Here is a 21,651-nt window from a genome sequence, read left to right on the forward strand (position 1 = left end):
AAAATGATATTAGACGAAAATAACCTAATAATAAAAGAATTTAAAGAAGCAGAAGCAATTTTGCATGGGCATTTTGTTTTATCATCCGGGCTGCATAGTGACACATACATACAGTGTGCGAAGATTTTTGAAAATCCAAGCAGAGCCATGAAAGTTTGCGCATTATTAGCAGATAAAATAAAAAAAGAATTAAATAGCTCCATAGATTTAATATTATCTCCTGCAATTGGTGGAATAATTGTGGGTTATGAGATTGGCAGGCAGCTTGGAATAAAGACAATGTTTTGCGAGCGCGTTAATGGTAAGTTTGAATTACGCCGTGGATTTAAGATCAAAAAGGGTGAGAAAATATTGCTCATTGAAGATGTAATAACCACAGGTAAATCTTCACTTGAAGCAGTGGAATGTGCAGAAGGGGAAGGAGGTAAAGTTGTTGCTGAAGCTTCTTTGATAAAGAGAAATAGTGAAACGAAACTGCCTTTTCCTGTCATATCTTTGATTGAACTGAACATCAAAAACTACAGCGAGGAAGAACTTCCAAGTGAATTAAAACAACTACCCATAACAAAACCTGGGAGTAGGGAATATTTAACAAAGTAATCCTATAATATCTTGGAAACACAGCATTTATACACAGCTTTAGTTATTTACTCCAAGTGTATTTTATGTATACTTATTACTAAATTAATTTTGAAATGATAGAAAATGAACGAATTTAAATCGATCCGAAATATAGCAATAATCGCACACGTTGACCACGGTAAAACTACTTTACTTGATAACATGTTAAAACAAAGTGGCACATTCCGCGAGAATCAAGAAGTTCAAGAACGAGTGATGGATAGTGGTGATCAAGAGCGTGAACGCGGAATTACAATACTTGCAAAATGTACATCAATAATGTGGGGCGATGAAAAGATCAATATTATTGACACGCCAGGGCACGCGGACTTTGGTGGGGAAGTGGAAAGGGTATTGTGCATGGCAGATGGTGTGTTGCTGCTGGTTGACGCTGCAGAAGGTCCCATGCCACAAACAAAATTTGTGCTCTCAAAAGCACTAAAAGCAAATTTGAAGCCAATTGTGATAATCAATAAGGTCGACCGACCAGATAGCAGAATTGATGAAGTATTAAATGAAATATATGAGTTATTTTTTAACCTTGATGCAACCAACGAGCAGCTAGATTTTCCAGTGTTGTATGCTTCAGGTAGAAATGGCTGGTGTGCTAAGGAGCTTTCTGATGAAAGAAAAGATTTAAGCCCATTATTTTCAACGGTTATAGATTATATAAAACCTTCTGTTTATAATCAAAATGCACCTTTTGCTATGTTGGTCACTCTACTTGAGTCTGATAAGTTTCTTGGCAGAATATTGACAGGAAAGGTTTATCAGGGCATTGCAAAAGTCAATTCAGATCTTAAGGTGCTTGACCTCGATGGCAAAGTAATTGAACGAGGAAGATTAACTAAGTTGCTCTCATTTTCTGGCTTGAAACGCATTCCAGTAGAACAAGCTGTGGCAGGAGACATAATTGCAATTGCAGGGCTTGAGGAAGCTTCAGTTTCAGACACTATAGCAGCACCAGAGGTTACAACTGCAGTAAGCTCAACTCCAGTTGATCCGCCGACAATGGCGATTACTCTGAGTGTTAATGATTCACCTTTTGCTGGGCAAGAAGGTACAAAGCTTACCTCAACTGCTATAAAGGATCGCTTATACGCGGAGGCAGAAACAAATGTTGCAATTACTGTGACTTTAGCACCAAGCGGTGAAGCATTTGAAGTAGGTGGGCGTGGTGAGTTACAGCTTGGAGTGTTAATTGAAAATATGAGGAGAGAAGGTTTTGAGCTTTCGGTATCACGCCCTCGCGTGTTATTTAAAGAAGAAGGCGGTAAAAAACTTGAACCTATAGAGGAAGTAGTAATTGATGTAGATGATGAATATAGTGGAATCATCATGGAAAAACTCAGCTTCCGTAAAGGTGAAGTAACTGACATGAGACCTTCTGGTAATGGCAGGACAAGATTAACGTTTTTAGTGCCATCAAGAGGATTAATCGGTTATCAAGGAGAGTTTTTAACTGATTCTCGTGGCACAGGCATAATTAACCGTTTATTTCACAGTTATGCTCCACATAGAGGTCCAATTTCTGGAAGGCGCAATGGAGTTTTAATTTCTACAGATAAGGGTGAGGCTGTGGCATATGCAATTTTCAATTTGCAAGACAGGGGAATTATGTTTATTAAGCCACAGGATAAGGTATATTGTGGCATGGTTGTCGGCCAGCATAGCCGTGACAATGATTTGGAGATAAATGTGTTAAAGGGTAAGCAATTAACAAACGTAAGAGCTTCAGGTAGTGATGAAGCTATAAAGCTCACTCCACCAAAGATAATGACACTGGAGGATATGATAGCGTATATAGATGATGATGAATTGGTGGAAGTAACTCCAAAATCTATACGTTTACGCAAGAAATTCCTTGATCCAAATGAACGTAAGCGTGCAGGAAGGGCAAAGAATAAGGAGTAATCAGAGGTTGAACATTTGCGAAAAATAGTGTATAATTATTCGTCTCCTAATTGTATTTAATTATGGCCTTTTCGAAATTTCTCGATCCAAAAAACAATTTCGCGTTCAAGAGAATATTTGGCACTGAGAAAAATAAAGATATTCTCATTCACTTTCTCAATGATATATTGGGCTTCGCTGGCAAAGATGAAATAGAAGAAATAGAATTTCTCAGCACTATCATGGATGCTGAGATTGCCTCTAAAAAACAAAGTATTGTTGATGTTTTCTGTACTGATTCTGCTGGAACCCAGCTAATTATTGAAATGGTGCGACCTGAAAGTCTTCGGTCATATTGTTTAAAAGGAGAGGAATTCCTTCAGAAAGAAACTAAAAGAGTTCTAAAACTTATTAAACCAGATGTTTTGCCATCTGAGTCTATGCATCAGTGCGAATCGGGTAACCGGTTGGTGCCAAGCGATGCGGACAATGAACCTCCTCTTGAAAAAGAAGATGCTCAATCGTGAAAGGAGCATAAACTACAAGCATCATGTGGTTGGAGAGCTAGGCTTAGTGGTATGGTGAACGTAAGTGAAGCTTCATAAGTATCGTAACGATTAAAGAGCTAAAGATGCTGATAAGCTCCGACCAAAAGGTAATGTGACATTTTTCATTTCTGGATGTACGCAAATCACCGGTATAGAGAAGTCACCTAACCCACTGTTGTATGACAGAAGGAACAGGGTAAGCCTGTATTTCCGCCTATATGGCAAGCAAACCGCAAGGAACGCTGATGAAAATGCAGGTAAAGGATAATGGAGAAAGCGAATGCCATTTTGTAACGAAATGTATAGAATTTGTAACATTAATTCGCGTGAAAACGAGCAGATTTCCATTTGGTCCCTCGTGACAAGAAACTTTGTTAACCACTTGAGGTAGAGAAGCAGATGACCTTACCCACAGAAATGATGAAGAAATTAGGAATATTTTTTACAAAAAGGACAATACTAACAAAAGAACTTTATTCTATTTAAAATATAAAGTTACAATAAATTTTCCTGTCATCTCCAAATAAATTACATTAACTTAGTATTGTATATTGTTAATAACTTAAATAATACAACCATTTTCAGCAACAAAAACCAAAGGTCTTGAGATACAAGATATTTGTATGGTTACTATGATAGTTCCTTTTTTAAGAAAGTTTTAAATTTCATACCTAACAATAAACAACTTTAGGTTTAAATTTATGAAATCAGTTGTTATATACATCAGCAAATACGAATTTAACTGGTGTTATGGACTTAAATAAATTTACCGAAAAAGCAAAAAGTCTAATTCAAAGTGCTCAAATGAAAGCGTTGGGAGCTGGGCATCAGATTTTTATGCCTGAGCATTTACTAAAAGTGATGCTTGAAGATGAATCAGGTTTAGTTCAGGATTTGATAAACGCTTGTGGTGGAAGTGTGCAAAGTATTTCTGATGCTGTGGATAGCGCAATAAAAAAGTTGCCAGTAATTGAAGGTCCAGGAAGTGGTGGCCTTCAACTTTCAAGAGAAATAGCAAAAGTTTTTGAAGATTCAATTGGTATTGCAAAGAGAAATAAAGATTCATTTGTTGCTGTCGAGCGTTTACTGCAGGGCCTCACTGCACAAAAAGATGATACTGTAGGCAAAATTCTGGCAGAGAATGGTGTGACTCCACAAAAACTGAACTCAGTTGTTGCAGAAATGAGAAAGGGCAGCAGTGCGGACTCGCCAAACAGTGAGGAAAAATTAAACGCGGCAAAGAAATATACAAAAGATGTTACAGAGCTTGCTATGCAAGGAAAGCTTGATCCTGTAATTGGTCGTGATGAAGAGATCAGAAGAACTATGCAGGTATCACTGAGGCGGACAAAAAATAATCCAGTGCTGATCGGTGAACCTGGTGTTGGAAAAACTGCAATAGTTGAGGGGCTTGCAAATAGAATTGTTGCAAACGATGTACCACTTGGTTTGCATGATGCAAAGGTCTTAGCTTTGGATCTTGGTGCATTAATCGCTGGAACAAAGTTTAGAGGAGAATTTGAAGAAAGGTTAAAAGCAGTTATTAATGAGCTTTCGAAAGCGGAGGGAAAAGTTATCTTGTTTATAGATGAGCTTCATACTTTAGTTGGAGCAGGAGCAACAAGTGGTGCAATGGATGCCTCGAATCTGCTGAAGCCTGCTCTTGCGCGTGGAGAAATTCGCTGTATAGGAGCCACAACTTTAGATGAATATCGTCAGCATATAGAAAAAGATCCTGCGCTTGCAAGGCGTTTCCAGCCTGTGTTTATTTCTCAACCAACTGAAACTGATACCATTTCAATACTCAGGGGTTTGAAGGAAAGATATGAGGTGCATCATGGTATAAGAATTACAGACGGTGCAATAATTGCTGCTGCAACGTTGTCCAATAGATATATAACAGATAGGTTTTTACCTGATAAAGCAATTGATTTGATTGATGAAGCAGCAAGTAGGGTGAGAATTGAAATGGATAGCAAGCCTGAAGTTATTGATGAACTTGAGAGAAAGGTTATACAGCTAAAGATTGAAGCAGAGGCTTTAAAAAAAGAAAGTGATGAAAATTCTAAACAGCGTTTAAAAAAGATAAATGAAGAGATCGAAAATCTAAACAGTAAATTTGCTGACTTGAACAGCAAATGGCAGATGGAAAAGAATAAAATAGCTAGAATACAAGAAACAGCCGAAAAATTAGATAACGCTAGAAAAGAGTTGGAATTAGTTCAGCGTAGTGGGAATTTGGGAAGAGCAGGAGAGCTGATGTATGGTGTGATTCCTCAGCTTGAGAATGAATTAAAAAATCAGGAAAAGGTTACTGATAGTTTCTTAAAGAAAGAAGTGACTGGAGATGATATTGCAAACATTGTTTCAAAGTGGACAGGAATTCCAGTTGATAACATGATGCACAGCGAAAAGGAAAAACTTCTCAACATGGAGAATGAAATAGGAAGAAGAGTAATAGGGCAGAAAGATGCAATAGAAGCGATAAGTAATGCAGTTAGGCGCTCTCGCTCTGGTGTGCAAGATACTAATCGACCTTTTGGTTCATTCTTATTCTTGGGTCCAACCGGAGTTGGAAAAACAGAATTGGCAAAAGCCCTTGCTGAATTTCTGTTTGACGATCAATCAGCGCTTTTGCGTTTTGATATGTCAGAATATATGGAAAAACATTCTGTTTCAAAGTTAATTGGCGCGCCTCCAGGGTATGTTGGCTATGAACAAGGTGGCAGATTAACTGAAGCAGTGAGGAGAAGACCATATCAGGTAATCTTATTTGATGAGATAGAAAAGGCAAATCCTGATATATTTAACCTATTGCTACAGATCTTGGATGAGGGTAGACTCACTGATAGTCATGGCAAATTAATTGATTTTCGCAATACCATACTGATTTTAACTTCTAACCTTGGTGCTGAGATAATGCTTAAAGGAGCAAAAGAAAATAGCCCTCTTGAAAAGCCCTCTGTCATCCAAGTAGCTGACACTGGGATCCAGGAAAAAAAGTGGATTCCAGCGTCACGCGCTGGAATGACATCGGAAGGAGGAGTTGCTAACTCTGTAAAAAGCGAAGTGATGCAAATAGTTAAATCAACATTTCGTCCAGAATTTTTAAACAGACTGGATGAAATTATTATATTTCACAGTTTAACCAGAAATGACATCTATAAAATTATAGATGTTCAATTTTCTTATTTACAAAAAACACTTGCTAAGCGTAAACTGAGTATAAGTTTGTCGCAGGAAGCTAAAGAACTAATAGCACAAACTGGCTATGACCCTGAATATGGAGCAAGGCCCCTAAAAAGGGTGATACAAGAGTGTATTCAAAATAATTTAGCTAAATTAGTTTTATCAGGGGAAGTAGTAGAAAATGATGAACTAATAGTGTACGCTCTTGATAATGAAATCTTAGTTAAAAAGGTTTAAGTTCACTGTGTATTTTTGTTAAAAAAAATGTGTATAGATCATAATGTTGACACTGAGTCTTTATTTAAGTTAGCTGATCAAGAAAATCAGCAAGATAAAGAAAAAATTAAAAAATTTATTAAGTATTTTTATAGTTTTGTTTATAAAAGCGATCTAAAAGCTAACGATAAGTTTTTGCTATATATTGTAAACGATGCTTACAATTTTGTTTCTCAAAAAGAGAAAGATGAAAGTAAGTTAGTAGTAAGCAATATAGATGATATACCAGGAATAGAAGGCGATTTTACCACGATTAAGATAACAAACGATGATATGCCATTTTTGGTTGACTCCGTTATTGCAACTATTAAGTCGCACAATTTAACAATATGCTATTACAGCAACAGCATAATTAACATTAAAAGAAAAGATGGCCTAATAGATGAGATTTACCCTTTGGAAGAAAGCAATGGAATCAAAGAGTCAGTCATATATGTAATTATCAAAGGTATAAGTGAAAGTTTTGTTGATACATTAAAAGAATCTCTACAAAAAACGCTGAAAGCAGTTAATTGTGTTGTGAAAGATTGGCACTTAATGCTCAAGAAACTTGATGAGGCAAGTCTTTCTGTCATCCCAGCTGGGATCCAGGAAAAGGACACGTGGATTCCAGTGTCACGCACTGGAATGACACCAGACCGAAATCAAGAGCAAAAAGATTTTCTAGTTTGGTTAAAGAATAATAATTTTGTATTTCTAGGTTATCAAGAATATATTGCTGGTAAAGATGAAAAACTCGTCTGTGATGGCAAAAAGGACCTTGGCCTGATGAGAGTAGGTCAAAGTACGTTGATTCCTTCTGCAAACCTTGATTCCCTATACATATTGAGATCAGATCTAATCTCAATAGTCCATCGGCGTACATACATGAATTGTATAGGAGTAAAAGAATTTGATGACCAGGGTAATGTAGTAAAGGAACGGCGTTTTTTCGGGCTATTTACTTCTGTAGCGGAGGTCCAAGATATTCTAACTATTCCAATAATAAAAGATAAAGTTAAAGTTATAGAAAAAAATGCAGGATTTGTAACCGGGGGCCACAACAATAAAGCTTTGATTTCTATTTTGCAAGTGTTCTCTTGTGATGAATTATTCCAATCAAATGAAGACGAATTATTTAAAATTTGCATTTCGATCATGTCTCTTGCGATTAGGCCAAGGGTCAGATTATTTTTAAGAAGAGTCGGGGATTTTATTAGTTGCATAGTGCTGATACCGATGCGTTATGCTAGCGCTAGGCTAATGTTCAAGATACGTGACATATTGAAGGATGAGACAAGTGCAGGAAGTTCAGATATTTATAACAATCACATTATCAATGAATATGATTTGATGAAATTGCATGTAGTGCTAAAGACCAAAAATGCTAGCGTTCTTGATGATGAAGTTTTGCGTATCGAAAACAAATTAAGAAACATTACAGAAAAGTGGGAAGATCGTTTTATAGACAATTTATACAATACTTTTAGCACTGTTGAGGATATATTCATCCGTTATTGCAAGGCATTTCCAATAAGCTATCAAGAGAGTTTCGAACCTCATGACGCATATTACGATATGAAAAAATTGGAGATAGTGAGGAAGAAAGGAGTTAGCGAGGTCGATTTAAGACTTACTCGTGATAATCTTAATTATCAATTAAAGGTTTATACTCCAAACAATGGAGGCCTTGAATTATCGAAGATATTAAGGATCACTAAGAATTTGGGAGCTAAAATTCTATCTCATAATGGCTATTACATAGAAATTAACGGTGGAATATGGATACACCATTTTGTGTTGTCAAGAGTCGATGAATTAATAGACAACATTACTCTAAAAGAGCAATTTGAAATAACACTTGCGAAAGTGTTTAGCAAGGAAATTAAAAATGACTATTTCAATAGTTTGATCATTATTGCTGGGCTCAAGTGGAAAGAAGTGCTTCTGGTTAGAGCGTTAAGTGCTTACCTAAAGCAGACGTCATTTAACTACAATCCAGAATATATCCAAAAGGTAGTCTCAGAGCATCCAAAAATAGTAAAGTATTTGATACAACTATTTCATGCAAGATTTGATCCTAACATAGACATTGATAGAGCAGAAACTACGGACATTGTCAGAGAAAAAATTGAGGAACTTCTAAAAGAGATCAGCAATGTTTCACATGATTACGTTTTGCGCTCGATATTTAACTTGATAATGGCTATTTTAAGGACCAGTTATTATCAAGACGATAAACCATATTTATCTACAAAATTTGACTCAAGTAAAATAAATGGTTTACCTGATCCTCGTCCGTATCGTGAATTGTATATTTATTCAAACCTTTTTGAGGGAATACATCTAAGAGGAGGGAAATTAGCCCGTGGTGGCTTAAGGTGGTCGGATAGGACGGAAGATTTTCGCACTGAAGTTTTGGGGCTCATGAAAGCTCAGATGACAAAAAATGCGGTTATTGTCCCTGTTGGTGCAAAGGGTGGGTTTGTAATAAAGCAAGCTTATAAAGATAAGAATATTTTAAGAGAGAAAAGTGTTGAGTGCTATAAGAGTTTTATCAGAGGAATGCTTGATATTACTGATAACGTGGTTGATGGTAAAATAATTCCACCAGAGAATGTGATTAGGTATGATGAAGATGATCCATATCTCGTGGTTGCTGCTGATAAAGGAACTGCTTCATTTTCTGATTATGCCAACCAGATAGCCTCTGAATATAACTTTTGGCTTGGCGATGCATTTGCATCTGGTGGATCAGTAGGTTACGACCATAAGAAAATGGGTATTACAGCAAGAGGTGCATGGATTGCAGCACAGAGGCATTTTTGGAAAATGAATAAGGATATTTACCAGGATGCAACTGTTATTGGAATTGGGGATATGGCTGGCGACTTATTTGGAAATGGTATGCTGCTTTCAAAAAATATACATTTAATCGGCGCATTTAACCATATGCATATTTTTGTTGACCCAAACCCTGATGCAGAAAAGAGTTTCACAGAGCGTAAACGCCTCTTTGAGTTACCATTTTCAACTTGGATGGATTATAACAAAGATTTGATTTCTAAGGGTGGAGGAGTATTTGAGCGTAGCAGCAAGCAAGTAAACATTTCTCAAGAAATAAAAGAATGCTTTGATATAACAGAAGATATGCTACCTCCAAGTGATTTGATTAGATATCTGTTGAAAGCAAAAGTGGACTTCATATGGAATGGAGGAATTGGCACGTTTGTTAAGGCAAAGAGTGAAAGTCATAGCATGGTCGGTGACAAAGCAAACGATGAATTAAGAGTAAACGGTAAGGATATTAGAGCTTCTATGTTTATAGAGGGTGGAAATCTTGGTTGTACACAGCTTGGGAGAATAGAATATGCTGAAAGAGGTGGATATATCAATGCAGATTTTGTTGATAATTCAGCCGGAGTGATATGTTCGGACCTTGAAGTTAACATTAAGATTGCATTTGTTTCAGCTATGAAAGCAGGGGGTATTTCTTTAGAAAAAAGGAATGAAATACTGGCAAGTATGGTGGATGAAGTTGCATCCAAGGTGCTTGAGAACCACAACAGAATTGAAACAAAAGCATTACTTCTTGAGTGTTTGCAAGCTAAAGAGAGATTGGAGCAGGACCACAGGTTACTGCTCAGTTTAGAAAAATCTGGGCTGTTAAACCGAAGCGTAGAATTTCTTCCAGCTGACGAAGAGGTAGCAAGGATGTTAACCGGTGCAGAAGGTTTCAGTTCTCCTCAGCTTTCTATTCTAATATCTTATGCTAGAACAGCAATAAAAAATAAAATTATACATTCCGATCTGCCTGAAAAAGATCTTATATCTAATGACTACTTGCTAGGTTATTTTCCTAAAAAGATGTTAACAGAGTTTAAGGATTTCATATTAAAACACCAACTTCGTAGAGAAATTATCTCCACTTGCATTGCAAATGATGTTGTAAATAGGATGGGCTGTATATTTATTAATAATTTAGTTGAGAATACTGGAATTAAGGTACACGAAGCAGTTAACATATATATCGTTGTTAACCACCTATATGATTTAAATAACCTGTGGCAGAAAATTGATGAATTGGATGGAAAAATTGATATTAACTCATACTTGCAAATAGTGAGAAATGTGCAGAAATTTATTGGCAGAGTATCGTTTTGGTTAGTAAAAAATCTTAGCTTTGTAGAATTGGATGATGTTACAAAATTTAAAGATGCAATTGAAACTTTAGGCCATGATGTTTTAGATGAACACCTGTTAAAGGTCTGTAATCATGGATACACTTCTTTAGTGGAACTTAATATAGATAAAGATCTAGCAAAAAAAATTGCTGACCTGTGCGTTCTTACTTATGCACTGGATATTATATCTGTTGCTGAACAGACATCTTTGTCCATTCTTGATGCTGGTAAAATATACTTTGAGTTAAAGTCGCTGTTAAGATTCGATCTGATTAGGACAATTGCCATCAAGATGAAAAGCCGCTCTTCTTATTGGGATCGCAGCTTAGTTAATGATTTATTGGACGATTTAAGCAATTACCATCACAAGCTAGCTGTTAAAGTCATAAAAGCTACTGATAACCCTGAAGATAAGGTTCAAACCTGGGCTTGTAATGATAAGGACTACATAGAACGTTATAATAGTTTTTTAGATGAGATGGTTGCTTCTAAACTTGATTTAAGCAAATTAATATTTATAATCAGAAGGATTAAAGTACTTGCTTCATAGGAAAATGTTCAATATAGGTCTTTCAGAAATTTTAGTTGTAGCTTTAGTGAGCATAATTGTTCTTGATAAAAATAAGGTGCCTGTATTTATTGATCTTATTAGGAATGTGTATAAGTATCTTATGATTATAAAATCAAAAGCTAGGAGGTTATTGAAAGATGCAGGAGTTGAAGACTTATATAAAGAATGTAATGCTGAGAAAGTAAATTACATAATTGGTAAAAATGGTAAGCTTTATCCTACTTATGATATAGATAATACATCTAAAGATAATGACAGCAAAGATTCTGGTAGTAGATGATGTACTATCTAATGTCAAGCTTTTAGAAGCTCGACTAAAAGCAGAGTACTATACGGTTATCGTAGCTCATGATGGTGAAGAAGCTATAGATTTAGTAGCAAAGCAGCAGCCCGATATTATATTACTTGATATCATGATGCCAAAGATGAATGGCTTTGAAGTTTGTAAGGAGCTAAAGAGTGATCCCTTGACAACCCATATTCCAATAATTATGGTAACTGCGCTGCATGACACTCATGATAGAGTGCAAGGTATTAATGCTGGCGCGGATGATTTTCTGACTAAACCAATAAACGAAACTGCTTTATCTGCAAGGATCAAGTCTCTCACGCGCTTAAAAATGATTATAGATGAATTGCGTTTAAGAGGAGAAACTAACGCTGAGATTGGTGGAGTCGCAGGAAACAGTATTATGGATTATTCCAATCAGATTTTTGATGCTAACATACTTGTTATAGATGAGGATGTTCATCAAGCAGAGCAGATATATAATATATTAAAGCAACGCTTTAGGTCAATTAAAATACTGAGTGATCCAATGGAAGCATTGAAGGTTGGTATTGAGAATGGTTACGACCTGATCATTTCTGATATGCAATTTTCAAAAACTGACGGCTTGCGTTTGTGTTCTGAGTTTCGTAGTAAGGTGGAAACACGTTATACACCAATTCTGATTCTTTCTGAGGATTATGATAAAAACAATTTAGTAAAAGCACTTGATGTAGGTGCTAATGATTATTTAACAGTACCTTTGGATGAGGGTGAGCTAATAGCAAGGGTTAATTCGCAAGTAAAACGCAAAAGATATCAAGATGCCTTGAGAATGAATTTATTTAATAATGCGGAAATGTCTATAAAGGACCCATTAACTAACTGTTATAATAGAAGATATTTTGATGCACACTTAAGAAACATTGTTAAGGACTCTGTGGAAAAGGATAGAAGGTTGTCTCTTATGATACTTGATATAGACTATTTTAAGATAGTGAATGACAGTTTTGGGCATAGTGCTGGAGATGAACTTTTAAAGCAAATACAGAAAAGAATTTCTGAAAATATCAGAGTGACAGATTTACTAGCTAGGTTTGGTGGTGAGGAGTTTGTTGTTGTAATGCCAGATACCAATGTATCAGATGCGTATACTATTGCGGAGAGAATACGAAAAATTATTGCTAAAGAACCTTTTATACTTGCGGATAAAAATACAACCCATAATGTAACTGTGAGTATTGGAATTGCAGAAATGCAAGGATCTGACTTTGATGATATTAAAAAATTTATAGTACGTGCTGACAGATATCTATATAAAGCAAAAAACAGTGGTAGGAATAGAGTGGTTACTGGCTATAGCTAAAGTGGCTTAAGTTTGCCGACAACCGTCATTCCGCTACTCGTTAGCGGAATCTATACCGCGAATGAATCGCGGTATGACGGTTCGCGGCAGCATGACGATAAGGTTTATACCTTGTCATTCCAGTGCTTGACACTGGAATCCAGTTTTCCATATAATCTCATCGAAAACGTTGTAACCACTTTCCATGCTAGTTTGCTTGTTCACAAGCAAACTTTTCTGGATCCCAGTGTCTGGGCACTGGGATGACATCATAGGGGCGCTGGGATGACACCCTGACAACCGTCGTCCCGCTGCTTGTTAGCTGGATCTATGCTAAGAGATACCGTGAATAAATCACGGTATGACGGTTCGCGGTGGCATGACGATAAGTTCGTCATCCCGCTACTTGTTAGCTGGATCTATGCTAAGAGATACCGCGAATGAATCGCGGTATGACGTAGGACTGCTAAGATTAAAGCGACAACATGAGGTTTCTCAGCTCTGGAAATTTCACGTTTAACTGCAAAAATAGATACTTATTTAAAAAATATCCTGTGACTTTCAGTCCTAACTGAAATTCTTGGAATGAGTAGCTGTTTTGTAAGTTATTATTGTATACATCATGCAACATTTGTGGAAAAGGTAGGAGTTTATCTGCATAATAGTCTCCTACTTTTTTTGACACTGCTCTACCAGTTTTTGGAGAAATAAATTGCAGATTTTCCTTAACACCTGTTATAGCGCATTTTGATAAGTCTAACTTGAATCCCAATTGCGTAAGAAGCAGAAGCTCTAAGTTAAGGTAATGGCTTTGCCAAGACTGATTGTTGTGTTTAATTACATCGATGAAATATCGAAAATTGTCATACAGCATGGCACAGGGTTCACTTTCTGGAAGCACTTTTTCTAAAATAGAGGAGAAAGAAACAATAGTAATGCTTTTTAACCTATCTTGAAAAAAATGATGGAATGGAGATTCGATTAATTCGCACTTAAAAAAACCTAGATTTTCAGGTAACTTAGCACTCCATTCTGCATGTAATAGATTACTTATCTGAAACTTATAATTGCTATTGTTTGTTAGCTTAGTTAATCCCCTGCGCTTTCCATGATTTTTTGTAAACAGAGAGAGAATTAAGTTTTTATCGCCGTATTTTTTAGCAGCTATAATGATGCCTTCATCTTTCCATCTCATTTAGAGTATATTGACCGTATGATATTATAGGATAGTACACCTAGAGCTTGTAATCCATAAAAATCACTTGCTCTGTTACTGTTTGCTTCCAAAGTTTCAAGGCTATGAGAGAGTAAGTTATTGGCTGCCACTCTTCTTCCTGAGCCTCCATGCTGAGCTTTTGGTTTGCTAAATAATTGTTTGAATGATTTTAGTAACATTACTTTTCCTCGTCTGAAATTTTGGATAATTCAGCTTCTAATTCTTCTATCGTCGGTAAAGCTGTTTTTATGTTTTCTGGTAGATTCTCAGTGATTTGATATTCTGCAAGACCTATTGGTTTGGTCATGTCTCGGAGTGCATATTCAGCAAGTACATTATCTTTAGATTTGCATAAAATTAATCCTATTGAAGGGTTATCTGTTGAATGTTTTAGCAAGTCATCAACCATTGATAAGTAAAAATTCATCTTTCCAGAATGTTCTGGTTCAAACTCAACTGCTTTAATTTCTATTACTACAAAACACCTAAGCTTTAAGTGATAAAATAGGAGATCTAAGTAGTAATCCTTTTGTCTAAGAACCTGTCTTGAAAGGAACTAAGCAGCTAATTTAGCAAGCATAATAGTAATCATATTAAAGGAGATATTAGTTTTTGAAGTAAGAGGAGAATGCTCATAATCCTTGCTCATACGTCTAAAATTGGAAAGCCAAGCAAAAGTTCTTTCAACAATCCACCGTTTAGGAATAACTTGAAATCCTACAGCATCAGCTGCTTTTTTAGTAATCGTCAATAAACATCCTGTTTTCAATAAACAGTAATTTTGCAATTTACCAATATATCCCTGATCAGCGAGAAACCTTTGTAGCGTTGGAGCTTTTCGTTTAGCTTGAGTAAAAAGATTTAGAGCACCATCACGATCTTGAATGCCTGCACTATGAACATCAGCTGTAATAATTAGGCCTATTGTATCCACAATGATGTGACGTTTTCTACCCTTTATTTTCTTGCCAGCATCATATCCTCTGGATCCCCTTTTTGAGTGGTTTTCACTGATTGACTATCAATTATTCCTACCGAAGGTATTTCATTTTTGCCAACCATTTTTCTTACCTTTTTTACTAACATATCGTGTATTTCTTCCAATTTGCCACTATTACGCCACCTGAGAAAATAATCATACACCGTTTTCCATGGCGGAAAATCTTTTGGCAGCATTCTCCACTGGCAACCACCTTTCATTATGTATCTTATTGCATTAATAATTGTTCTAATATTGTGCTTTCTTGGCCGTCCTATTGCACCTTGTGCAACACTTGGCTCCAAAATTTCCCATTCTTTGTCACTTATATCACTTGGATACATTTTTACCTACTATTTTTTACTTATCTCATCATATCCTCTTTCTCATTTCTTTTCAAGACAGGCTCTAACTGTTAAATGGTATTGGCGCCCAACAAAAGAAAAACCAGCGCCGAGTTCCAGTAGGAATTTCTCAATATGTGCCACTAACCCTTTTTCTATTTCTCTCTCATGAGCGTCTTTGCCTATACTTAAAAAATCAAAAATATATGGATCCTTAAGAGTTTGATTTGCTAGATCTGATGTTGGATAAGGCAGTTTTTCTTTAAAATTTGTAATTGCTTTACCTTGCCGTTTATGAAGGCCAAGTTCTATTTGATGTATCATTATAGCGCGTGACCAACCATACTCTGAAGCATTTCTTACATAAAATAGCCTTGCTTCGTGATCTTTTACTCGTTCCATTAAAACGACATGATGATACCATGGTAATATTCCAGCAACTTGCTGGAGAAATTCAGGATTAGGATAAATCTCCGCAAAACGCCTCATATTATGCAAGTTAGCAATACCAAATCCTTTCATTTCCGGGAATTCAGCCTTTAAGTCTCTACTTAACTGATCAATTACTTTAGCTCCCCAACCCTGACTCTTTTGTTTTTCTAGAATCCGCGTTCCAATATAATGATAAAGCAGTAGCAGTTCTTTATTTACTGTTCTTGCTGCCTTATAACGGCTTGTTGCAATACGATCTTTCAACTGCTCTAAAAATTCTGTATATTCTTTTGCTATAATTTTTGTCATACGGTTCCTTTTAATCCATTATACAATTCCTTTGTCTGTCGAGAAGACAATCTTCCGCTTGCCTTCAGCTTTGAAGGGATTCCTTATTGACTTCAAACTCGTCCATCAACTAAAATATATTGACTTTACGTGCAATATTAGCTTTAAACCAGTAAAACAAGCTGCTTAACATATGCGTTTTTTCTATTCTAATTATATTCTTTTTTTGTCTTTATGTTGTTTTTTGCTTTTTTCGTTATCTTCAACAAAAGCCCAAACGAATGATACATTAGCTGTTCCTATACCACAAAGGAAAAAAGAAATAGTTGAGCACACTGTTGTAGCACAACCGAGGCAAATTATCGAAATGCAAGAAGAAGTCATTATTAACGAGGGTAAAGAATTCATTCCAATTCCAAAAAGAAAAAAAAGTGTAGAGAAAAAACTAAGAAGGGATGTTAGAGGGGCAAAAAATGAAATAGGAAACGAAAAAAGCGTTGAGAGCAAAAAGGATGAATTAGTTGTAACAGAAATTATTAACTCTATAAGAGACAAGCTCACAAAATGCTGGAGCATTCCTGAAAGCATAGCTTACAAAGAAAATTTTAATATAAAAATTAACTTATTGTTATCCAGTCAAGGCGAGATAATTATGGCGGATGTAGCAGACAGTGATTCCTATCGAAATAATCCACTTTTCAGGTCGATAGCAGATAACGCAATGCGTGCAGTATATAAATGTAGCCCATTGACCGGCTTGCCTACTCAGCACCACCACATTTGGCGTGAAGTAACACTAGATTTTATTCTATAGCTAAAGTAATTCTATAATTTAATAAGCCCACTGTATCCGTTCAGGATAGCAGCAAGGTAGTATAACCATAGAGTAAAAGTGAGTTTACAACAAATGGTGTCATCCCAGTGCTTGACACTGGGATGGCTTTGTTGCATCGCTACTTATGAAAGGCTAACTATAGTTAGAATTATAATCAACCTATTGAAAATCTTGTTTTTTTGCAATCAATCTGATCAAATTTAAGAATAGTAATTTATTATTTATATTAATAAATTTAATTCTATTGAAAATAGCTAAAGCATTGAAATTCTTGAATTTTAGCCAGATTAGTGAGTGGTAGTGAAATTTCTTTTACTCAAATTTAGGTATTCACTGACCGTTCTTATTATAAATACCAGAATAATAAGCTACTGATATTCTCCATCTTTTTTATCTTTAATCCATCATAGCTAGCGATGCAACAAAGCCCACTGGGATCCAGTTTTCTTTACAAATTCACCAAAAGTGCTTCATTCTATAACGCAAAACCCATACTTACCAAACCCAATGCATTACTTGCAATTAAGTTTCCTGGATCCAAGTAGTCTGGGCACTGCCGTCATAAAGGAACTAGTGTCAGCTACTTTCATGACACCCTTCTGGTAGGCCCAAATCGCAATGTTCGTACAGTTATGGAATGAACCGCGGTATGACGTAGGAAGATCTGAGCAAACTTTCAATCAGAAACAGCCAAAGATCTCTCTAAGATGTCAGTTTCTTTTGTATCTTCAACTTTACCGTCCTGGTCGAATGAAATTTGCAGAGACTTACTACTATACTTCCTTTTTCCTAAAAAATTGGCTTGTTTAATTTTATATGAGACATAGTACCAAACATTGTCATCGAACTTTGATACTAATGTTGGTGATCCTAAAGTGTGAACCACTTTTTCTTTATCGTCACCTACTTTTATCTTGCTCCACAATTCAACACTAATGCCAGGAGCTCCGTGATTGTGAATAGTGTGAGTGCAGCTCACTGTAAATAATAAAATAAAAGATATTAATACTCGCATTTCTGTTGATAAATTACTTGAAGCTATAATACACTAATAAATTATCTGCCGTCAAATTTCAAAAAAGTTAAATTGACTGATTCTCAATATCACTTAATATAATATTTACTTTAGAAAATAATAGGTGTCTTATGTCATTGTTAGAAGCAGATCCAATATACAAACCTTTTAATTACCCTTGGGCGTATGATGCGTGGCTGCAGCAACAAAGAATCCATTGGATACCTGAAGAAGTTCCGCTCGCTGATGACGTGAAGGATTGGAAAACTAAACTTTCAAGTGTAGAAAAAAATCTACTAACCCAGATCTTTAGATTTTTTACTCAGGCAGACATTGAAGTAAATAACTGCTACATGAGGCATTATTCAAATATATTTAAGCCAACAGAAATATGCATGATGCTTGCAAGCTTTTCCAATATGGAAACCATACACATTGCAGCTTATTCTTATCTTTTAGACACAATTGGCATGCCAGAAAGTGAGTATCAAGCATTTTTAAAGTATGATGCTATGAGAAAGAAATATGAATATATGTTGGAATTCGAGGAAAGCAAAAAACACGATAAAAAACATGTAGCTAAAACTCTAGCAGTGTTTGGTGCATTCACTGAAGGGTTGCAGTTATTTGCATCATTTGCAATTTTGCTCAATTTCCAACGTTTTGGAAAAATGAAAGGAATGGGGCAGATAATCGCCTGGTCAGCCCGTGATGAAACTTTGCACACCAATTCAATTATCATGTTATTTAATACATTTATTAAAGAGAATAATGAAATTTGGGACAACGAGTTTAAAGAGGAATTATATTCTGCATGTCGCACCATCGTTGAACTTGAGGACGAATTCATAAAGCTTGCCTTTGATTTAGGAGATGTTGAAGGACTATCCGCAGAAGAAGTGCGCAATTACATACGCTACGTAGCAAACAGACGGTTAATGCAATTAGGTCTTGAGTCCATATATGATGTCAATGATAATCCTATTCCGTGGCTTGATGAAATACTAAATGGCGTTGAACATACGAATTTCTTTGAAAATAGAGTAACAGAGTATAGCCGCGCAGCAACTCAAGGCACGTGGGAAGAAGCTTTTACTGAAAATGACACGAATAATAAGTGAATGCTAATTTCACTCTTTTTTGTCATTCCACTTTCATTACACCATTTGCTGTGCAGTTTAGACAGTTTTGCTTTACTTAACAACTAACTTACCATATATATGTCCATAGGACATTGGTATATAAGAACGTGCTACAACTATTAATCTTACTCACGGTCATCACTTCAGCTGCATTCTTTGGTCATTTAGTTCCAATGGAAGTAAAAACCTTCTTGTACTCAACGAGCCTTAGTATAAAAGAGGTTTTGCTATTTATAATGCCTTTTATTATTTTTGCGTTAATCTTTAGCAGTGTTAACAATCTTAAGCAGTCAGCTATAAAGTTCATATTGTTACTTATTATAATGATCTTCTTATCGAATCTGGCTTCAAGTTTAATAGCTTATTCTGTTGGGCATTTTATCATACAAAACACTTATTCAATACAAGATATAACGTATGAAGAAACAATTGTTCCCTTATGGTCGTTTAGACTGCCTGCATTGCTTTCTAATTTTTATGCCCTTGCTTGTGGATTTGTGTCCAGCATAGTAGTGTCCACACTGCTACCCAAAAAAAGCAGAGAGCTTTCGAACAAAATGTTAGATTTAACTCTCTTTATTTTGAAGACGTTTTTGACGCCGATTATTCCAATATTTGTACTTGGGCTTGCTTTAAAAATGCAGCATGATCAAGTTTTATCTATAATATTTAAGGATTACTCAATAATTTTCATTATTATAGCATCTGCAACCTACCTTTATGTTTTCCTCTTATATGGAGCAGCAAATTCATTCAAGATCACAAGCTGGATAGCTAGTATAGGCAATATGATACCGGCATTTATTACTGCAATGAGCACAATGTCTAGTAATGCAACTATGCCGCTTACTCTTGAAGGAAGCAAAAAAAATGTAAAGCAACCTGACATAGCATCGTCTGTTGTGCCAATAACTGCTAGCTTTCATTTAGTAGGTGATTGCTTTTTTATTATAATATTATCAATGATAATTGCCTCCGGTTATTCATTGTGCACAACAGACTATGTAACTTTCCTTCTCTATTTTTTGTTATTTAAGTTTGCTATCGTGGCAGTTCCGGCAGGAGGAATTATGGTAATGCTACCTATTCTTGAGAAATACCTCAAATTTTCTCCAGAAATGCTTTCGTTAATCACAGCACTGTATATAGTGTTTGATCCAATAATCACTTCAGCAAACGTTATGGGTAATGGTGCCTTTGCTATAATGTTTACAAAACTCTATGATAAGCTTAAGTAATGTCTATTTTAGCGATTGATACTGTAGGTATTGGTAGTTCAATAGCAATAGTTGATTATGATGGTAACTGTTTTGTAGAGCACAATTCCGCCAGCAACAATCATGCAGAATCATTTTTTCAAATTCTGAATACTTTGTTTGATAAGCACAACTATAATTATGATAAAATAGATCATTTAGTGGTAGTAGTTGGACCAGGAAGTTTCACTGGAATTAGAGTTGGTATATCAGCTGCACAAGGTATAAATCTTGCTACAAATAAGCCATTATACGGAGTTAGTGCGCTGGAAGTTCAAGCCTACGCAATATCTTTGCTTTGTACGAATAACAAAAAAAATATCAGAGCTATAGTCAAAAATGCTCAAGGGTTTTATACGCAGTTATTTGATTTCAATTTATTGCCACTATCTGCACCTGGATCCCAGTGTCACGCTACAAGCAGTACACATATGGATTGCAATTTAAATGCTAGCCATGCAGGGCTATTAGTCCGTTATAGATTAGAGAACAAGCAAAAATTAAATGAAGTTGAAGCTCTATATTTAAATGAGCCTCAGTATATGAAATCATTATAGACTATTCTTTCGCGTACATGCAATGTTACTAAGCTTGTGCATCTGGTTTACTATCTCTTGAGCTACTTCTTTTATACTCATATCTGAATTTTCTATCTCTATGGCACTTGGTGGTATAAATAAATCGTCAGTCCTAAATTTCTCTACAATGCTATTTAGATTAATCACCTTCCTATTTTTTCTTTGCCTTTTTAATGCAATACGCTTTTGTAATGTCGGTAGATCACACCTAAGTACCACAGGAAGGATTTCTGTGTTCATTTTTTTACTAAGCCTTACTATTGAATCATACATCCTCATGTTCTGGTCATTATTTTCCATCAACTCATCAATAAATATGTAATTTTTTGAGTGAATCGGATAATTTTCTATTACCTGAAGCATAATTTGCATAATGCCATATATTCTATCTTGAACTTCTTTAGGTATTTGATCACGTTCAAAGACACCATCGTATATAGAGCAAGCTTGAACATTGTTATAGAACTTACTATTTACAATTAATGCGTTTATCATATTAGATAATTCTATTGCTGTGGAAAGTTTACCACTTCCCGAAAGACCAGAGAGAGATATGAAAAATCCTGCTGGCTGTTTTTTTGTGTTAATATTTACCATATTATTTTCAATCTTGAAACTTACATTTATAATAACATAAAAATGAAGCTTTAAAACATATGAAATATTATATAGAAAATTATTTTTGTAGTTAA

At 35.6% G+C, this 21,651-nt stretch carries 17 protein-coding genes and 3 pseudogenes; 12 read left to right on the plus strand and 8 right to left on the minus strand.

Features of this window, described 5'->3' with window-relative positions; translation table 11 throughout:
- Positions 1-3 precede the first annotated feature (3 nt).
- The 7 genes and pseudogenes from pyrE to ACICQD_RS02480 all read left to right on the plus strand — a co-directional run bounded on the left by pyrE (position 4) and on the right by ACICQD_RS02480 (position 12,895).
- Complete coding sequence (gene pyrE, locus ACICQD_RS02450; RefSeq protein WP_006279657.1) at positions 4-600, plus strand: orotate phosphoribosyltransferase; 597 nt, start codon at positions 4-6, stop codon at positions 598-600.
- Positions 601-705: 105 nt separating this feature from the next.
- Complete coding sequence (gene typA / locus ACICQD_RS02455) at positions 706-2,535, plus strand: translational GTPase TypA (protein WP_010962447.1); 1,830 nt, start codon at positions 706-708, stop codon at positions 2,533-2,535.
- Between the two features lie 62 nt (positions 2,536-2,597).
- Positions 2,598-2,843, plus strand: a pseudogene (locus ACICQD_RS02460) (PD-(D/E)XK nuclease family transposase); the annotation flags it as partial.
- Between the two features lie 969 nt (positions 2,844-3,812).
- Complete coding sequence (locus tag ACICQD_RS02465; RefSeq protein ID WP_395461521.1) at positions 3,813-6,488, plus strand: ATP-dependent Clp protease ATP-binding subunit; 2,676 nt, start codon at positions 3,813-3,815, stop codon at positions 6,486-6,488.
- Between the two features lie 27 nt (positions 6,489-6,515).
- Complete coding sequence (locus tag ACICQD_RS02470; protein ID WP_395461815.1) at positions 6,516-11,240, plus strand: NAD-glutamate dehydrogenase; 4,725 nt, start codon at positions 6,516-6,518, stop codon at positions 11,238-11,240.
- Between the two features lie 4 nt (positions 11,241-11,244).
- Entirely contained in the window at positions 11,245-11,541 is a 297-nt protein-coding gene (locus ACICQD_RS02475; RefSeq protein WP_038250226.1) for a hypothetical protein, read from the plus strand.
- Positions 11,513-12,895, plus strand: a complete 1,383-nt coding sequence (locus tag ACICQD_RS02480; RefSeq protein ID WP_264373855.1) for a PleD family two-component system response regulator — start codon at positions 11,513-11,515, stop codon at positions 12,893-12,895. The genes ACICQD_RS02475 and ACICQD_RS02480 overlap by 29 nt, the downstream gene beginning before the upstream one ends.
- A gap of 114 nt (positions 12,896-13,009) precedes the next feature.
- Here the strand turns inward: ACICQD_RS02480 and ACICQD_RS02485 are convergent, their stop codons facing one another.
- The 6 genes and pseudogenes from ACICQD_RS02485 to ACICQD_RS02510 form a co-directional block, all read right to left on the minus strand.
- A complete protein-coding gene (locus tag ACICQD_RS02485) occupies positions 13,010-13,174 on the minus strand; it encodes a hypothetical protein (protein WP_010962440.1) in 165 nt (54 codons plus the stop codon).
- Positions 13,175-13,346: 172 nt separating this feature from the next.
- Positions 13,347-14,069, minus strand: a complete 723-nt coding sequence (gene recO / locus ACICQD_RS02490; protein WP_264374151.1) for a DNA repair protein RecO — start codon at positions 14,067-14,069, stop codon at positions 13,347-13,349.
- Positions 14,066-14,269, minus strand: a complete 204-nt coding sequence (locus ACICQD_RS02495; protein WP_264373857.1) for a hypothetical protein — start codon at positions 14,267-14,269, stop codon at positions 14,066-14,068. Before ACICQD_RS02495 ends, recO begins: the two co-directional genes overlap by 4 nt.
- Positions 14,269-14,619: pseudogene (locus ACICQD_RS02500) on the minus strand (PDDEXK nuclease domain-containing protein); the annotation flags it as partial. The gene ACICQD_RS02495 and the pseudogene ACICQD_RS02500, both read right to left, overlap by 1 nt.
- Before the next feature lie 27 nt (positions 14,620-14,646).
- Positions 14,647-15,413 (minus strand): IS5 family transposase gene (locus ACICQD_RS02505; RefSeq protein WP_395461506.1). Its coding sequence is split into 2 segments (ribosomal slippage): positions 14,647-15,086 and positions 15,086-15,413, totalling 768 coding nucleotides; the frame shifts between segments, so codons are not numbered across the junction.
- Positions 15,414-15,479: 66 nt separating this feature from the next.
- Positions 15,480-16,154: pseudogene (locus ACICQD_RS02510) on the minus strand (PDDEXK nuclease domain-containing protein); the annotation flags it as partial.
- Between the two features lie 172 nt (positions 16,155-16,326).
- Here ACICQD_RS02510 and ACICQD_RS02515 point away from each other — a divergent pair.
- Positions 16,327-16,947, plus strand: a complete 621-nt coding sequence (locus ACICQD_RS02515) for a hypothetical protein (protein WP_022626225.1) — start codon at positions 16,327-16,329, stop codon at positions 16,945-16,947.
- Positions 16,948-17,025: 78 nt separating this feature from the next.
- Positions 17,026-17,172: a hypothetical protein gene (locus ACICQD_RS02520; RefSeq protein WP_395461522.1), complete on the plus strand. Its 147-nt coding sequence runs from the start codon at positions 17,026-17,028 to the stop codon at positions 17,170-17,172.
- A 472-nt stretch (positions 17,173-17,644) separates the two neighbouring features.
- Here ACICQD_RS02520 and ACICQD_RS02525 read toward each other — a convergent pair whose 3' ends face one another.
- Positions 17,645-17,983: an outer membrane protein assembly factor BamE gene (locus tag ACICQD_RS02525; protein ID WP_006279908.1), complete on the minus strand. Its 339-nt coding sequence runs from the start codon at positions 17,981-17,983 to the stop codon at positions 17,645-17,647.
- A gap of 131 nt (positions 17,984-18,114) precedes the next feature.
- Between ACICQD_RS02525 and ACICQD_RS02530 the strand changes: the two genes are divergently transcribed.
- The 3 genes from ACICQD_RS02530 (at position 18,115) to tsaB (ending at position 20,938) form a co-directional block, all read left to right on the plus strand.
- The gene (locus ACICQD_RS02530; protein ID WP_006280119.1) at positions 18,115-19,104 is read left to right on the plus strand and encodes a ribonucleotide-diphosphate reductase subunit beta; all 990 of its coding nucleotides are present in this window, start codon (positions 18,115-18,117) and stop codon (positions 19,102-19,104) included.
- Between the two features lie 128 nt (positions 19,105-19,232).
- The gene (locus ACICQD_RS02535; RefSeq protein WP_006280118.1) at positions 19,233-20,363 is read left to right on the plus strand and encodes a cation:dicarboxylate symporter family transporter; all 1,131 of its coding nucleotides are present in this window, start codon (positions 19,233-19,235) and stop codon (positions 20,361-20,363) included.
- A complete protein-coding gene (gene tsaB, locus ACICQD_RS02540) occupies positions 20,363-20,938 on the plus strand; it encodes a tRNA (adenosine(37)-N6)-threonylcarbamoyltransferase complex dimerization subunit type 1 TsaB (protein ID WP_010962437.1) in 576 nt (191 codons plus the stop codon). The genes ACICQD_RS02535 and tsaB overlap by 1 nt, the downstream gene beginning before the upstream one ends.
- Here the strand turns inward: tsaB and ACICQD_RS02545 are convergent.
- Positions 20,933-21,556 carry a hypothetical protein gene (locus ACICQD_RS02545; RefSeq protein WP_395461523.1) on the minus strand — a complete coding sequence of 208 codons (624 nt, stop codon included), beginning with the start codon at positions 21,554-21,556 and terminating at the stop codon, positions 20,933-20,935. The two genes, tsaB and ACICQD_RS02545, sit on opposite strands and share 6 nt — an antisense overlap.
- Positions 21,557-21,651 lie beyond the last annotated feature (95 nt).

The sequence above is a fragment of the Wolbachia endosymbiont (group A) of Therophilus tumidulus genome (genome assembly GCF_964277345.1).
GTDB classification, from domain to species: domain Bacteria; phylum Pseudomonadota; class Alphaproteobacteria; order Rickettsiales; family Anaplasmataceae; genus Wolbachia; species Wolbachia pipientis.

What these genes read in the sequence shown, in the direction of transcription:
- tsaB (WP_010962437.1), top strand. Translation starts at nt 20,363, where the DNA reads ATGTCTATTTTAGCGATTGATACTGTAGGTATTGGTAGTTCAATAGCA.
- ACICQD_RS02470 (WP_395461815.1), top strand. Translation starts at nt 6,516, where the DNA reads ATGTGTATAGATCATAATGTTGACACTGAGTCTTTATTTAAGTTAGCT.
- recO (WP_264374151.1), bottom strand. Translation starts at nt 14,069, where the DNA reads ATGAGATGGAAAGATGAAGGCATCATTATAGCTGCTAAAAAATACGGC.
- ACICQD_RS02525 (WP_006279908.1), bottom strand. Translation starts at nt 17,983, where the DNA reads ATGCGAGTATTAATATCTTTTATTTTATTATTTACAGTGAGCTGCACT.
- ACICQD_RS02495 (WP_264373857.1), bottom strand. Translation starts at nt 14,269, where the DNA reads ATGTTACTAAAATCATTCAAACAATTATTTAGCAAACCAAAAGCTCAG.
- ACICQD_RS02475 (WP_038250226.1), top strand. Translation starts at nt 11,245, where the DNA reads ATGTTCAATATAGGTCTTTCAGAAATTTTAGTTGTAGCTTTAGTGAGC.
- ACICQD_RS02465 (WP_395461521.1), top strand. Translation starts at nt 3,813, where the DNA reads ATGGACTTAAATAAATTTACCGAAAAAGCAAAAAGTCTAATTCAAAGT.
- ACICQD_RS02530 (WP_006280119.1), top strand. Translation starts at nt 18,115, where the DNA reads ATGTCATTGTTAGAAGCAGATCCAATATACAAACCTTTTAATTACCCT.
- pyrE (WP_006279657.1), top strand. Translation starts at nt 4, where the DNA reads ATGATATTAGACGAAAATAACCTAATAATAAAAGAATTTAAAGAAGCA.
- typA (WP_010962447.1), top strand. Translation starts at nt 706, where the DNA reads ATGAACGAATTTAAATCGATCCGAAATATAGCAATAATCGCACACGTT.
- ACICQD_RS02480 (WP_264373855.1), top strand. Translation starts at nt 11,513, where the DNA reads ATGACAGCAAAGATTCTGGTAGTAGATGATGTACTATCTAATGTCAAG.
- ACICQD_RS02515 (WP_022626225.1), top strand. Translation starts at nt 16,327, where the DNA reads ATGCGTTTTTTCTATTCTAATTATATTCTTTTTTTGTCTTTATGTTGT.
- ACICQD_RS02545 (WP_395461523.1), bottom strand. Translation starts at nt 21,556, where the DNA reads ATGGTAAATATTAACACAAAAAAACAGCCAGCAGGATTTTTCATATCT.